Raw genomic sequence first — 13,565 nt, forward strand, 5'->3', positions numbered from 1 at the left:
GGCGTCTCCGGCCAGGAGGCTATTAAAGCCAGGTTACAGACGGCGATCAGCGGGCTCTTCGAGCGATTGGAGATACCGATGACGAAGGCGCCCTTGGAGCGGGCAAGCTCTGCCACGCGCACGGCGTCGATGGTCGAGCCAGAGCTGGATATCACCACCTGAACAGTTCCGTGCTGCGCGGTTCCCGCTGCCATCATCGCCAGATGCGCGTCGCCCAAGGCGCGGCTGAATTTGCCGATGCGGGTCATCTTGTAGGCGAGATACTGTGCCGTGACGGCGGAGGCGGCGATCCCGAAACACTCGACCACGGAAGCATCGAGGAGCTTTCGCGAAGCGGTAGCCACGTCTTCCCGGACGATCAGTTGCTCGGTCTCGCGCAGCGAGGTGATCGCGGTATCGACCAGCCGCTGGATGTCGTCGGACGGCGAGCCGTTGTCCCGGGCCCGCTCGTCGGTCGCGAGTTCCTTCGCCAGCGCCAGCTTGAAGTCCTGAAAGCCGGAGAAGCCCTGGTCGCGGCAGAAGCGCATGACGCTCGCCTCGGACGATCCCGATGTCTCGGCAAGCTCGGTGATGCTCTGGCGCAAGGTGGTGTCGGGCTGCGCCAGCACCGCCTCGGCGACGCGCGCCAGCGCCGGCGTCATATCGCCCGCCGCTGCTCTCAGCGAGGCTATCAGCGCGTGTGTCATGCGAGACCCCTCAGAAGATTCTCGGTGCGAGCAGGATCCTGGCCGAACCATGCTCAAAAATGCTCAGCCACCCAGGGCGGCGGTCCAGCGAACAGCTGATCACAGCGACGTATGTCAGCCGAGTCGCCTGCAACGAGGCCATACTGCGCCAATTTCGAGGCACTGCGAAAGCCCGTGAAGAGCTGGACGAAGGCCGGCGCATCCATGCGCACGGCCGGGCCACATAAATCAGCCCCCTCGCGCACTTCGGCGGCGCCTTCGCGAATTTCGATTTCGAGCGATATATCGCCGATGCGCAGCGCGAGCTTTGCCTCGTCGACATGGTAGCCGCGCTGGCGCAAGGCCGTCGCTGGATCGAGCACCCGCAACAACCATTCCTCCTGGCGCGCAAGGCGCCAGCCTTTGTCCGGTATCGCCGCCACTAGATCGTCTTGTGGCGCGCCATGCCAGCGAACCGCCGGATAGACCGAGCGGAAGCGGGCAAGAAAGGAAAGCAAGCCTTGTGCCGCCTCGGGCGAAGCGGCGGACCAGTCCCGTACCGTCAGGCAAGTTTTGTCAGCCATGTCGAGTATCAGATAGGCGGCCTCGCCTTCGGCGAGATAGGCGGCGAGCGAATCTGTTGGGGCACGCCGCAACTCGTTCCAATGCGCGGCAGCGCGTGCAAGCAACCCGGATTCGCCAAGTGTCTTTGCGACATAGGCGCCGGCCAGGCGCGAATCGTCGAGTTCGATGCGATCGAAGGCGAGCCGGCTCGCGGAAGGTAGTGCCGCTGTTGCCGCCTCATAGACGATCTCGTGCCCGGCAAGCTCGAAGCCGGCCTTGCGGTAGACCGGCCGCGTTGAGGCAAAGAGAGTGGCGATCGCGGCGCCCTGGCTCCTCGCCTCATCGCAGAGAGCATCCACAAAAGGCACGGCAAGGCCCTCTCCGCGCCGTTCCGGCGCGATCGCCACGTGTACGATGTTGGCCGCGCGCACGGGCTTGCCGTGGAAAATATGCGCAGTCTGCAGCAGACCCGCGCATAGGACCGGACAACCGTCCTCGCCGCGACTGAGCCGCAGCGCCTCGACCCCAATATTGGCGATGTATTCTTGCGACCTCGCCTTGCTGAAACCGAAGGCCCAACTCAGCAGGCGAGCGACGTCGGCGAGATCCTTGGTGGTCGCCATTTCGGTTGCGAAGTTTTTTTTCATGTCCGTTCCGTCTATGACGCTTTTCATCATAGCGAATAATCGCGGGCGCGCAATGGCGGCGATCCAATAGGCAGATTTGCGTGGTCGGCGGAATCTTTGTTGGCCACCTTTCGACACGAAATGGTGGCCAGCGGTAACGGCTTCCAACAGAAACAAGCACTTACCTTTAAAGGCGGGGTAAGTCGCTCACTGTGCTCAGTGCTTGGGTGTCTTCAACTTGCCGGTCCCGAGCTGATCCGAGCCGATATCAGTCTACCGATCCATGGCTTCCAGCAGATAAGCTCCCAGGATGAATGCGGTTTGGGAATCCGGCGGCCTCGAGCAGGACACGTACTGAAAGCGGACTTTGTCAAGCTAATGCTTGACCTACAGAATGGCGCCTTCCGCCGCTAGAAGCTCAGCGGGCGCTTCTCGACGACGCTGTGGTTGAATTGTCGACAACGACGTCAATGGTGTCGCGCACACGGCGCGCTACAAGTTTGATTGTAGATCCGTCCGGTGCCGGCTTTTAGGCCGAAAGCCGACCGGCAGCTTGAGCCCATGAATCTTCAAGAATGGACATTCAGCTGGCCCGGAGGATCGCCATCTGGACGTTTTCAGGAAGCGGCGCGCAAACTCTCGATATCCCTTACGATTTGACGATCTCCGTCACGCAATGGACGTAGTCCATCCGGTGGCCTTCGGGGGCGCGCGCTACGTCGGCTTCATAAGCGCCGTAAAGATCGTCGACGATTGCGGCACGGTCATTGGCGGGACGCGAGGGATCGAGCGCGTTCGCAAAAACGGTTTCCGACCAGGAGCGGAGCGTCGGCACATAGGCCCTGGCAAAATCCTGCGCGTTGCCATGGACCCGGAAGGCCTCGGCATAGGGGCACGGCGTCACCATGGTGAAGATGTTTTCCAGCCTCAGCCCGGCCTGCGACACCGGCGAAACGGGATCGCGAAAGGGTGCTGCGAACTCGTCCGGCGTCTTGTAGAATTGCTGGAACGTCGCGTTGACATATTCCGTCTCGCTGATCCGCCCCGCCGCAAGCAGATCGCGCCAATGGCGCGCGAAGCTGTCGAACATGTCGACCCCTGTCGTATGCCCGAGATAGCGCCCTTCCTCGTCGACGCAGAAATTGGCCAGCGCCAGCCGGCCGCCGGGCCTCAGCTCGCGGGCCCTCGCCAGCAGGATCATCTCCCAATCGCGCAGCCCCTGGGCGCGAAACTGCGCCCGCTCGGCTTCCGTCGCGCCGACCGCCTGGACATGGTCGGCGATCATGCAGGGCCGTTTGCTGATCCAGTGCATCGCCGTGGCGGAAAAGCCGAACGACAGCGAATTGTCCGGCAGGATCTGGCGGTAGAAGCTGGTGCCGCTGCCGAAGATGTAGAGGCCGGGCGTCTCCGCCAGCGGAACCTCGGTGGAGGTTCCCAACAGTCCTTGGCTCAGCCGGAACAGGGTCGAGAAATCATTATGGGGCAGGTCGGTATAGGTGATCGATATCGCCCGATCCGGTTCCCTCTCCCGAACGGCGCCAACCAGCCGCCGCATCATTTCCATCGAGGTGCCGCCGTCGGCCGCGCCGAAATCGGCGACGGCGAATGGCTGGCCATCGGCCAGCCGAGGCATCCCGGCGACTGCCTTGACGACGAGATCGCCGACCTTGTCGATGACGTATTTGGCGCCGACGGTGTTGGCCGAGTAGTAGCCCGCCCCACGCATGGCGATCTTCTGGCCGTCGGCTGCACTCATTTTCTTCTCCCCTTGTTGTTATTCATCGTCCACCCGGCCTCCGCCAGCTCCGCGCATGCGCGATCGCTCGCTTTCCGGCACATAGGTTCTGACAGCGAAGGAATTGAGCGCGGCAAGCGTCCGCTCGTCGATCGCGCCGCGCCGGCCTGTGGCCGGCCGCTCGATTTCGGCGCGATGTTCGATGACGACGTCGGCGCGCTTCGCCAGCCCCGCAGGTCGCGCGACGCGCATGGCCGAGCGGCGCAGCATGGCGTCGAGCCAGACCGGCAGACCGACACCAATGATCGCCAGCGGCAGCGCGCTCGCCGGAAGCGGATCGTCGAGCAGCAGGGCCGCGGTTCGGATCGGACAGAGTGGCATTTCGGCAGATTTGTCGGCATTGCCTTTTCGCCAGCGCGCAGCGCGGGCAGGGTCGGGCACCGCGAAGGACTGCGTGTTTTCGGCAAGGCTCAGCATGGCCATGCCCCAATTGTCGTCCTCGACCGCGAGCCGGCGCGCCGCGCGCCCGATATCCTCGGCCAGTCCCCAGGAAAATCCCGCACCCCGCGCCGTCTTGGCGCTGAGCGTCTCCACCTCGTTGAGCGACAGGTCGATCACGCGGCTTCTCCAGCCGATGCGGCGCTGGCGACCTCCTCGATCAGGGGCTCGCCGCTGAACAGCGCGATCCGCAGCCAGCGGTCCGAGCGGGGATCGAAGCTGCGCGCGCCGAAGAACGCCAGCTTGGCGCGCAATATGTCGACGGGCCGCAAATCGGCGCCGATCAGATTATCGTGAATCTCGGCATAGGGGAATTTCGCAACGATCTGGGTGCGCCGCACCGCATGGCGCCATTCGGGCCGGCGCAGCAGGAATTCCGCGACACTGGCCGAGGCCGGCTCCTGCGCCAGCGCGGCCGCCAGACCGAGCGCGTCGCGCGCGGTGGCCAAAGGCTGTTCGAGCTCGGCGCCGTCCTCCTCGAACCGCTCGCCGAGCCGGGGCTCGAGCTTCTCCGCCGATACATACCAGAAGCGCGCATTAGCGGAGGGCTCTGTGAAGTCGATTGCCCCCGCCCATGAATAGCAGTCGAGAAGCGCCTGGCGCAGCGAGCCGCAGTCCATGGCGCCGTCGATGGCATGGCCGGGCGTCTCGTCGGCTTTCATCGTGTCGCCGAGCTCGTCGACCAAGGCGCCATGCGGCTCGAGGACCAGGGAGACGCAAGCCTCCTGCCCTTCCAGGGAGAACTGCTCTTCCGCGAAGCGATAGACCGCATCCCACGGCCGCGGCTTCGCCAGGAGCCGGTCGAGATTTTCGGCCAGCGTGTCGAGATCGGCGGCTAGGGACCGGGTGGCGGCGGCCTGGCGGTCGTCGTCGCTGTGCCAGCGACCAACGCGCTGCGCCAGGTCGGCGAGCGCCTGCGCGAAAATTCTGCGTTCCGCCACGGCGGCCTGCGGTTCGGCGCGCACCCGCGCCAGAGCGGTTTCGCGGGCCAGAAACCAGCTATGCGTCAGCAGCGGGTGGCGCACGAGGAAGGGCGCCATGCCGAGTCCCGTCGCGTTGCCGACCCCGAGCGCCCGGCGCAATTCCGGCGCCAGTCTTGCCGCGCCGGCCGGATTGCGGCGACGGGCGATGTGATCGACCAGATCGAGCGTGAAGGATCGGATCAACCAGACGGTGAGCATCTCGGCCTGGAAAGACCCGGCAAGTTCCGGACGCGCGGCGATCTCGTCGCGGTCGGCGATGCCGAACTTGCCGTTGCCGTAGACTGCCGTGGTGCGTAGCAGATAGCCGACGCCAAGCAGTTGCTCCTCGTCAGGCTGCCGTCCCTGAGCCAGCGTTGAAGCCACGTCTTCGAACAGCCGCACGCTCTTGTTGGCGCGCGCCAGCACCAGCTCGCTTCTGGTGTATCGGCCCGCCTCCTGCAGCGGAGCGTTCGCCTCCAGCCGCGCGATTTCGGCGGCATCCGGCAATCCGTCGTAAAGAACGTAGCTCGTATCCCAAGCCTGCGCGATCACCCGGTCGGACCGCTTCTCGTCGTCAAGCGGCGTCGAGAACGCGACCAGGCTGTAGGTTCTTGCCGGCGTCTCGACGGCATACACCGCGCGTCCAAATCCGTTGTCGTCGAGGTCGAACAGGTGCTTGCGCACACGCCATTTCTCACTGGTGGCACGGCGGATCAATTGGCGCAGGAAACTGAGACGCGTCGGATGCGCCGCGCCAAGCCGCTGCAGTCGCATGACGATTTCCGGCGGGCGCAGCGGAATCGCCGTCATGCGGCGGTCCCGGCCAGCCTTTCAAGCGCGGCGAGCGCTTCGGCCGCCACCTCGATGCCGTCTCTGCTGTTTTGTTCGCGCGCGCCGAAGCGCCTTGTGCCCGGAAGCCTCGTATCGCCGACGAAGGCGCTGGCGATGGTTTCCAGGTTGCCCGAGAACGCCCCGGCCGACGTTGCGTCGGGCGACACCGCCAAAAAGAACTGCCCGGTTCCGGGCGGACCTCCGGCGGTGCCGGAGAGGGGGCTGGCGACAAGCCCGGGGTTCGCCCCCGTCAGGCATGCGGCGAAGATCTCCACCAAGAGCGCCGAGCCGACGCCCTTGTAGCCACCCGCCGGCGCCATCGTGCCCTTCAACGCTTCGCCGGCATCGGTCGTCGTATCGCCGCTTGCGTCGAAGGCCCAGCCGGGTGGGATCGGCTCACCCGCGCGGGCGCGCTTCATGACTTCGCTCTTGGCGACGACACTGGCGCTCTGGTCGATGACGAAGCGCGCCCCGCCCTGCCCGTCCGGGACAGCTAGCGACCAGGGATTGGTGCCGAGGGCCGCCTTGCGGCCGCCCCAGGGTGCGATTGAGGCCGGCGCGTTGGTGAAGCCTAGCCCGACCAGGCCGGCTTGGGCGATCCGCTCGGTGTGATAGCCGAGCGCGCCGCAATTATAGGAGTTGCGGATGGCGAGCGCCGCCACACCTTGCGATCGCGCCGCTTCGATCAGGGCCGGCAGGCCGAGGGCGATGGCCGCATGCGCAAAGCCGTTGGCGGCATCGACGGCGACGACCGCCGGAGTCGGCCGCGTCAGGCGTGGTTCGGCCTGCCCCAGCACCTTGCCGCAGATCAGGTGTTCGCAATAGGTCGATAGATACATGAGCCCATGCGATTTCAGGCCGTCGCGTTCGGCCGCGGCGATGCCGGCGGCCAGCGCCTCGGCCTGCCGCTCGCTTGCGCCGTGCCGCATCAGCGCAGCGCGCGCGAGCGTTTCGATGCGGGCTTGGGTCAGGCGTGTCATCCCCTCACCCACCGATCATGCCGCGGCATAGCCGAACTCCCCTTCGCTCGCCCGCGTCTGCAGGCGGATGCATTCGATGAAGCGCAGCGACGCCGGCTGCAGGTTCCGGCCCTTCTTGGCGATCCAGCCGACGGTGCGGCTCGAACGCGAATCGGCAAGCGGCAGGAAGCGCACGTCGTGGCTCGATTTCCAGCGGCAGAGCCGGGGCAGGATGGTGACGCCGAGCCCGGCCTCCACCATCGCCAGATTGGAGCTCACATTGGTCGCGGTGAGCTTGGAGCCGGCGGCAAGCGCTTCGGTCTCGGCAAGCCCCAGTGCCGCGGCCGCGCCATTGCGGATGAAGCTCTCGCCGTCGAGCTCAGCCCATTTCAACGGGCGCTTCGATCTTGCCAGGGGATGGTCGGCCGGGCAGACGAAATCGAGCGGCTCATGGAACAGCGGCTCGAAACGAAGCTGTGGCCGCCTGATCGCAAGCACGCACAAGCCCACCTCCACCATGCCGTTCTCGACCGCCTCGACGATAGCGCTGGAATCGCTGTCTCGGACATGAATGTCGAACTGGCCGCCCTCGGCGCGGAGCTTGGCGATGGCGCGAGGCAGCAAGGTCACCGCGACCGAAGGCACGCTGGCCACCTCGCAGCGCCCCTGCCGGTCCGCCGCGTAGCTGGTCATTGCCAGACAGGCGCGGTCGTAGTGGGCGATCATCGCGCGCGCCTCGTCGAGCACCACACGGCCGACAGGCGAGAGCGCGCCCTTGCGTTCGCTCTCGAACAGCGGTGCGCCGATATCGTCCTCCAGTTGCTTCAGGGTCATCGACACGGCCGAGGGCGTGCGGCCGATCTGGTCGGCGGCGGCGCGCACGCCGCCGGTCTCATAGACCGCGACGAAGCTGCGCATGCCGGTCAGGCTGATGGTTTTGGTCACTGTTAAGCTTGCCTGAACATTTGTGCCAAAAATTGAGCTTGATTGAAGTTCACCGCATTGGTTAGGTCGTTGTCAACCCAATTGATGCAGGTCGAACAGGATGCTGAGCGGTCAGAACTTCGTTGCAGGCGAGTGGCGCGACGGTGCCGACTGGGTCGAGGATATCAATCCGTCCGACGTGACCGATGTTGTCGGGCGTTTCGCGCAGGCACGGCCGTCCGACATCCATGACGCCGTCGCGGCGGCGCAAGGCGCGCAACGGAAATGGGCGGCGGCCGGGCTGGAAGCGCGAGCCGCCGTTCTGGACGCCATCGGACGCGAGTTGATGGCGCGCTCGAAGGAGCTTGGCGAGTTGCTGTCGCGCGAGGAGGGCAAGACCCTTCCCGAGGGCGTCGGCGAGGTCTATCGCGCCGGCCAGTTCTTCACCTATTTCGCCGCGGAGGCCTTGCGCAATCTGGGTTCCTCGTCCGATTCCGTCAGGGCCGGCGTCGATGTGCTGATCGAGCGCGAGCCGCTTGGGGTCGTCGCGATCATTTCGCCCTGGAATTTCCCCATCGCCACCGCGTCCTGGAAGATCGCGCCGGCGCTAGCCTTCGGCAATGCCGTTATCTGGAAGCCGGCCAGCGTCACGCCGGCCAGCGCCTGGGCGCTCACCGAGATCATCAGCCGGCAGGCGATCCCGAAGGGCCTGTTCAACCTGGTGATGGGTTCAGGATCGACGATCGGCCGTGAGCTTGCCGCCAATGCCGACATACAAGGGCTGAGCTTCACCGGCTCCGGCGCCATCGGCTCCGGCATCGCCGCGCTCGCCGCCGCGCGCTTCGTGAAGCTGCAGCTCGAAATGGGGTCGAAGAATCCATTTGTGATCATGGACGATGCAGACCTCGATCGCGCCGTCGACCTTGCCGTGAACGGCGCCTTCGGCGGCACCGGTCAGAAATGCACGGCCTCGTCCCGCCTGATCGTCCACCGGCCGGTGCATGACGCCTTCGTCGAGAAGCTGCTGGCGAAAACAAAGGCCCTGAGGGTCGGCCATGCGCTCGAGGCCGGCGTCCAGATGGGGCCGGTCGTCAGCGCCGAGCAGCTCTCGGCCAATCTCGATTATGTGACGCTCGGCATCAGCGAGGGCGCCGAGCTAGCGACCGGCGGCGAGGCGCTCGATCTGGCGCATCGCGGCCTCTACATGGCGCCCGCAGTGTTCCTCAACGGCCGTTCGCGCATGCGCATCAACCAGGAGGAGATGTTCGCGCCGATCACCTGCGTGATGACCGCCGACGATCTCGACGAGGCGATCTTTCTTGCCAACGATACGCCCTATGGGCTGACGGCCGGCATCGCCACACGCTCGCTGGCGCGCGCCACGAAGTTCCGCCACGCCTCGCGCTCTGGCTGCGTCATGGTCAACCTGGCGACCGCCGGCACCGACTATCACGTGCCGTTCGGCGGCGTCCGCGCCTCGAGCTACGGGCCGCGCGAGCAAGGCCGCGCCGCGGTCGAGTTCTACACCCAGGTCAAAACGTCCTACATCCACGCGGGCGCGCCCGAATGACCAGCGACGCGCCGCAGGTGCTCATCGACGGGTTGCAATACTGCAAGTGGTCGCGCGCAATCTTCGAGGAGATGCGCCGGGGCGGACTGACCGCGGTCCACGCCACTGTCGGCTATCACGAAGGCTTTCGCGAGACGGTGCGCCATCTCGTCGATTGGCGCACTTGGCTTCGCGATAATGAGGACCTGATCCTCCTGGCGCGCGATGCGGGCGACATCGAGGAGGCGCGGGCCTCGAACCGGACGGCGATCCTGCTTGGCCTGCAGAACCCGATGCCGATCGAGGACGACATCGGCCTGATCGAGATGCTTTTCGATCTCGGCATCCGCTTCATGCAGCTCACCTACAACAACCAGTCGCTGCTCGGCTGCGGCTGGATGGAAAAGGAGGACAGCGGCCTGACGCGGATGGGGCGCGAGGTGATCGCCGAGATGAACCGGCTCGGCATGATCATCGATCTGTCCCACGCCGGCGAGCGGACCGCGCTGGAGACGATCGCGCTCTCCGAGCAGCCGGTGGTCGTCAGCCACGCCAATCCACGCTGGCTGCGCGACAGCAACCGCAATGTCTCCAAGGCCCTCTTGCAGGCATTGCGCGCAAAGGAGGGGCTGCTCGGCCTTTCGCTCTACCCGCTGCACCTTCCGAACGGCTCGGACACGACGCTGGAGCAGTTCGGGAAAATGGCTGCGGAAGCGGCCGGGATCATGGGACCTGACCATCTCGGCATCGGCTCGGATCTCTGCCAGGACCAGCCCGACAGCGTGGTGCGCTGGATGCGCGAAGGCCGCTGGACCCGCGAGACACAGGCGGCGGCAAGTTTCCCGCAGCAGCCATCCTGGTTCAGATCGAGCCTCGATTTCCCGAAGTTGGCGCAAGGCCTTTCCTCGGCGGGGTTCGGTGCGGCCGAAACCGCGCTTGTTCTTGGCGGCGCCTGGCATCGCTTCCTCGAGGCCAGTCTGCCTTCGACCCGAGATTCGCCAGCCACCAGTAGGTAGATTTGCCCCGCATGATGGCGCTGTGGCCTTGAAGATGAAACCGCTTTCAGGTGTCACCGGACGCCGCCATCCTTTCGCAGGCGAAGTCTGCTTTTAAGAAGCGGCAAAAGTCACCTCGATGATCGAGATGGGTCGCAAAACTGCCGTTCGCGTCGCAGGTAGCTTGCGTGTCAGACTCTCCCGGTCCTACCGGTCTTCGCAGCACCAAGACAGACCCATCACGCCCGACGCTGTAGAAAACATCGTACGCTCTCCGAGTGGGGGAAAGGCGGTAGTGCTCTCCCGACTCGAACCCCTGATCACGTTCGTAATGTATGAGGCACTTTGGGCGCCATCCAGTGGCGCATCGGGGCGCAGCGTGGGGCCGGCAAACTCGCTATCGTACTGATGGCCGACCGGGCCCAACATGTGCGGCGGCTTCGGAACCTTGCGATCAGAAAAAGCGCTGTGGGATCGCGTGCGCCGCCGAAGGGTTTGGCAAAGCAAAGGCGGAGTGGCTGGCCCGGTCTGGTCGGCAACGCCGTAATGGTTTGGAACCGGCGGTTCGCCGCGGAGTTAGCTTGTACCCGTCAAGGGTGATTTCACCCAACCGGAAGAACTCCGATGGCAACAAGCAAGAAAGCCGCTGCCGCTGATAAGGGTCTCGCGGACCTTCGGCAAGTTGGCACGGTCAGTCGGGACATAAGCCGCTAGACATGGACAGCTGAGATGGTGGCCGAGCTGACTCCAGAGCAGTCGAAGGCCGCGCGAGCCCTGCTTAACTGGTCACAAGTCCGTCTGAGTGCCAAGTGCAATCTGAGTGAGGGCACCATACGCGATTTTGAGAATGGTATTAGGACGCCGCGCCCGTTGAAGGTCGCAGCCATCCGTCAAGCATTCGAATCGGCGGGCGTGGTATTCGTCTCAGGCGCGAGTCCTATCCTGAGTAAATGACTTCCATGGAAATCCGCGCATTAAAAAACCCGCCGGCCGGAAGTAGCGGGCTTATCCAGTTCGCCTGAGCTTCGATAGATCAGGGCGGAGGCGGCGGCACAGGTGGGACCGCGACGATTGCGGAAAGCTTCGCCTTGCGACCCAGCGTCGGCTGCTCGTAAGTCTTCTTCATGAGAATTCCCCCGGTTTCGATTGATCCCTCAAACACGATGACACTGTCCCGTGCCTTCTCTGGTTGCCAAGCTGCGAGAAACAAAGTTGCACCGGATGGTTTGGGCCTGTCGACCAAGGGCAGAGCATCATCACGACCTATTATTTCGACGTCGACAACAGCTAATTCATCTCCGACGTAGATGGTGTCAATCTCCCGCGGCAAGGAAGGAGCCGTGCGGGCTGCCGGCGAGATGATAAACGAGAGCAAACATTCTTTCTGGAAGTATACGAAGCCTCGGATCATGAAAGTGACGGACGATGAAAATCATCTCCTGTTCACGCTTCAGGTCGCGGCGAAAGTCCCATCAGGGAATGCGCTCTACATACCGCAAACGGAGGCTGTGCACGGCTAGGCCGCCGTCCGACAAAAAGCCCGCCGGCCAGAGCCAGCGGGCAGTACTGGAGTAGCCTGGGGCGCGAAGTGGCAACGTGCGCGGCAGGCTACTCGGGAACAGCGCAAAAGCCCGAGTTGTTCCCCCGACACCTGTGTCTTGCCCGTCAGTCGTAATACGCGTCGGACAGACGTCTTATCCGCCAACTCATAAGTCCCGACGACGCAACATATTCCGTAGATCTTCATTTGGGAGTGCTGGCGAGCATAGTCCCTTCATCGCCAGTTCATGGATGCCCACCATTACCTGCGACGATGGTGGGCATCCATCAGCCTAAAGGTGCCGGATTGCCGATTCCCCAAGAGCTTAACGACGAATATCTCACCTTTGAGTGCCCACGGTGCGAACGCCCCATCGTTCGAAAAGGCACGTGGTTTAAAACCATATCCTCATTCAAATGCCCGTCCTGCAACGCGGCGCTGAGGCTTGGATACCCCGAAAAGCTGCACCTGTTCGAGAAGCACAAGCGTCTGACCGGGGGACCTCACGAACCGGCGAACCCGCCTGCCTGAACCAAGCCGTGGCTAGCCGTACGACCTGTATGGATCGCATCGCACGCCAATCTTGCTCCATTGATCGATTATCAAGCTCTCAAATGGGCTGCTTCTTCGAATAGGGCAAAGACCTTAGACTGAGGTAGGGGCGACCGAACAGCCAACCCTGTCGGTACAGCCATTCTCCCTGATCAACTGATACTGTTCCTCAGTTTCGACGCCCTCGGCTGTCGTGGTCATGCCGAGAGTGGCCCCAAGTTCGGCGACGGCCTTGACGATCGCCCGGCTTTCGCTGCTTTCACAAATCAGGCTGACAAAGCTACGATCGATCTTGATGCGGTCGAAAGGGAAAGAGCGCAGATAGGTTAGGCCGAAGCCTATTGTTCGCCTGAAGGCATTCATCCGCGATCCCCTACCAATCGGCAGAGGTTAGTGTTGTCCGGCTTAGGAACCGCTAATGATCCACCGAGATGGATTTCTAATCTAACAAAAATAGGACCTTTACTCGCCGCAGTCACTGGGTGCGAACGGCCGGTAACGGCTGCAAATAGCAGCGCTTATCTTTAAAGGCGGGCTAACTCCCTCCGCCCGCTCGCCGCACTGTCGGAGGCTATCGAACGAAACCGACCGCCGGCTCTAACTATTGATTTCCTGCCCGACAGCTCAATTGGCACCACCGCAGGCGTGAATGATCCGTGTCATGCCACCACCAAGTTTTGGCGCATGCTCCTTCGGCATTTGCGGCAGCGAACCTTCCGCACGAGGGCAGACACAATCCAGAAACATTCAGGAAAAACTGCAGAAATCATTCAAGCGTATCATGCTCTGGAGGGATCAGTTCATCGGCTGCAGCAGTGCTGCACTTGCTCGGGTTTGCGACAAGCGATGCACAGAATCTCGATCAACTTGATGGGTGCGTTGCTCAGCTTGTCGCTCGCTACGGCAGCGACCGGACCCTCCACCTCAAAGGCGGCGCCGCTCACCCGGACCGAGCGTTGCACCATTCTCAGCCGTCAAGTCGACGAAGCCCTCAAAACGCATGCCGCGGCAACGCAGGTCACCGCGGCGAAAGCTCTTCAGAGAAAGGGAAACCGGTACTGCGCCAAGAAGAAGGAGGCGCAGGGAATCCGGATGCTCGCGAAAGCTTTGAAGCTGCTTGGAGTAACACCCATCGATCCTGATGGGTGACGCTCAACCCCCGACT

General features: G+C 63.7%; 12 protein-coding genes and 1 pseudogene. 4 read left to right on the forward strand and 9 right to left on the reverse strand.

Going from position 1 to position 13,565, the window contains the following annotated elements; translation table 11 throughout:
- From LB529_RS26350 to LB529_RS26380, 7 genes are all read right to left on the reverse strand, one after another.
- Positions 1 to 686: MurR/RpiR family transcriptional regulator (locus LB529_RS26350; RefSeq protein WP_224712759.1), on the reverse strand; the 686-nt coding region annotated here is incomplete at its 3' end.
- A 53-nt stretch (positions 687 to 739) separates the two neighbouring features.
- Positions 740 to 2,032 (reverse strand): enhanced intracellular survival protein Eis, encoded by a 1,293-nt coding sequence (gene eis / locus LB529_RS26355; protein ID WP_224601156.1) that lies wholly within the window; start codon positions 2,030 to 2,032, stop codon positions 740 to 742.
- A 472-nt stretch (positions 2,033 to 2,504) separates the two neighbouring features.
- On the reverse strand, positions 2,505 to 3,611 hold the full coding sequence (locus LB529_RS26360; RefSeq protein ID WP_224712760.1) for a class I SAM-dependent methyltransferase: 1,107 nt from the start codon (positions 3,609 to 3,611) through the stop codon (positions 2,505 to 2,507).
- A gap of 18 nt (positions 3,612 to 3,629) precedes the next feature.
- Positions 3,630 to 4,208 carry a DUF3726 domain-containing protein gene (locus tag LB529_RS26365; RefSeq protein WP_224528467.1) on the reverse strand — a complete coding sequence of 193 codons (579 nt, stop codon included), beginning with the start codon at positions 4,206 to 4,208 and terminating at the stop codon, positions 3,630 to 3,632.
- A complete protein-coding gene (locus LB529_RS26370) occupies positions 4,205 to 5,860 on the reverse strand; it encodes a hypothetical protein (RefSeq protein WP_224528471.1) in 1,656 nt (551 codons plus the stop codon). The genes LB529_RS26365 and LB529_RS26370 overlap by 4 nt, the downstream gene beginning before the upstream one ends.
- Positions 5,857 to 6,861, reverse strand: coding sequence for an Ldh family oxidoreductase (locus tag LB529_RS26375; protein ID WP_224638564.1), 1,005 nt, complete (start codon positions 6,859 to 6,861; stop codon positions 5,857 to 5,859). The genes LB529_RS26370 and LB529_RS26375 overlap by 4 nt, the downstream gene beginning before the upstream one ends.
- A gap of 15 nt (positions 6,862 to 6,876) precedes the next feature.
- Positions 6,877 to 7,785 carry a LysR family transcriptional regulator gene (locus tag LB529_RS26380; protein ID WP_224528478.1) on the reverse strand — a complete coding sequence of 303 codons (909 nt, stop codon included), beginning with the start codon at positions 7,783 to 7,785 and terminating at the stop codon, positions 6,877 to 6,879.
- Positions 7,786 to 7,885: 100 nt separating this feature from the next.
- Here LB529_RS26380 and LB529_RS26385 point away from each other — a divergent pair, with 100 nt between their 5' ends.
- The 3 genes from LB529_RS26385 to LB529_RS26395 all read left to right on the forward strand — a co-directional run bounded on the left by LB529_RS26385 (position 7,886) and on the right by LB529_RS26395 (position 11,262).
- On the forward strand, positions 7,886 to 9,334 hold the full coding sequence (locus tag LB529_RS26385) for an aldehyde dehydrogenase family protein (RefSeq protein ID WP_224712761.1): 1,449 nt from the start codon (positions 7,886 to 7,888) through the stop codon (positions 9,332 to 9,334).
- Complete coding sequence (locus LB529_RS26390; RefSeq protein WP_224528488.1) at positions 9,331 to 10,329, forward strand: membrane dipeptidase; 999 nt, start codon at positions 9,331 to 9,333, stop codon at positions 10,327 to 10,329. The genes LB529_RS26385 and LB529_RS26390 overlap by 4 nt, the downstream gene beginning before the upstream one ends.
- Positions 10,330 to 11,037: 708 nt before the next feature.
- The gene (locus tag LB529_RS26395) at positions 11,038 to 11,262 is read left to right on the forward strand and encodes a multiprotein-bridging factor 1 family protein (RefSeq protein ID WP_224528491.1); all 225 of its coding nucleotides are present in this window, start codon (positions 11,038 to 11,040) and stop codon (positions 11,260 to 11,262) included.
- 79 nt (positions 11,263 to 11,341) lie between these two features.
- Here the strand turns inward: LB529_RS26395 and LB529_RS26400 are convergent, their stop codons facing one another.
- Positions 11,342 to 11,683 (reverse strand): hypothetical protein, encoded by a 342-nt coding sequence (locus LB529_RS26400; protein WP_224528502.1) that lies wholly within the window; start codon positions 11,681 to 11,683, stop codon positions 11,342 to 11,344.
- Positions 11,684 to 12,532: 849 nt separating this feature from the next.
- Positions 12,533 to 12,730: pseudogene (locus tag LB529_RS26405) on the reverse strand (EAL domain-containing protein); the annotation flags it as partial.
- A gap of 516 nt (positions 12,731 to 13,246) precedes the next feature.
- On the opposite strand from LB529_RS26405, the gene LB529_RS26410 reads away from it, so the two are divergent.
- Positions 13,247 to 13,549 carry a hypothetical protein gene (locus tag LB529_RS26410; RefSeq protein WP_224528505.1) on the forward strand — a complete coding sequence of 101 codons (303 nt, stop codon included), beginning with the start codon at positions 13,247 to 13,249 and terminating at the stop codon, positions 13,547 to 13,549.
- Positions 13,550 to 13,565 lie beyond the last annotated feature (16 nt).

It is taken from the genome of Mesorhizobium sp. CA5 (genome assembly GCF_020165105.1).
Lineage (GTDB): Bacteria > Pseudomonadota > Alphaproteobacteria > Rhizobiales > Rhizobiaceae > Mesorhizobium.

Excerpts from the sequence above, each read along its gene's own strand:
- LB529_RS26385 (WP_224712761.1), top strand. The coding sequence starts at position 7,886 with ATGCTGAGCGGTCAGAACTTCGTTGCAGGCGAGTGGCGCGACGGTGCC.
- LB529_RS26390 (WP_224528488.1), top strand. The coding sequence starts at position 9,331 with ATGACCAGCGACGCGCCGCAGGTGCTCATCGACGGGTTGCAATACTGC.
- LB529_RS26410 (WP_224528505.1), top strand. The coding sequence starts at position 13,247 with ATGCACAGAATCTCGATCAACTTGATGGGTGCGTTGCTCAGCTTGTCG.
- LB529_RS26370 (WP_224528471.1), bottom strand. The coding sequence starts at position 5,860 with ATGACGGCGATTCCGCTGCGCCCGCCGGAAATCGTCATGCGACTGCAG.
- LB529_RS26395 (WP_224528491.1), top strand. The coding sequence starts at position 11,038 with ATGGTGGCCGAGCTGACTCCAGAGCAGTCGAAGGCCGCGCGAGCCCTG.
- LB529_RS26375 (WP_224638564.1), bottom strand. The coding sequence starts at position 6,861 with ATGACACGCCTGACCCAAGCCCGCATCGAAACGCTCGCGCGCGCTGCG.
- LB529_RS26360 (WP_224712760.1), bottom strand. The coding sequence starts at position 3,611 with ATGAGTGCAGCCGACGGCCAGAAGATCGCCATGCGTGGGGCGGGCTAC.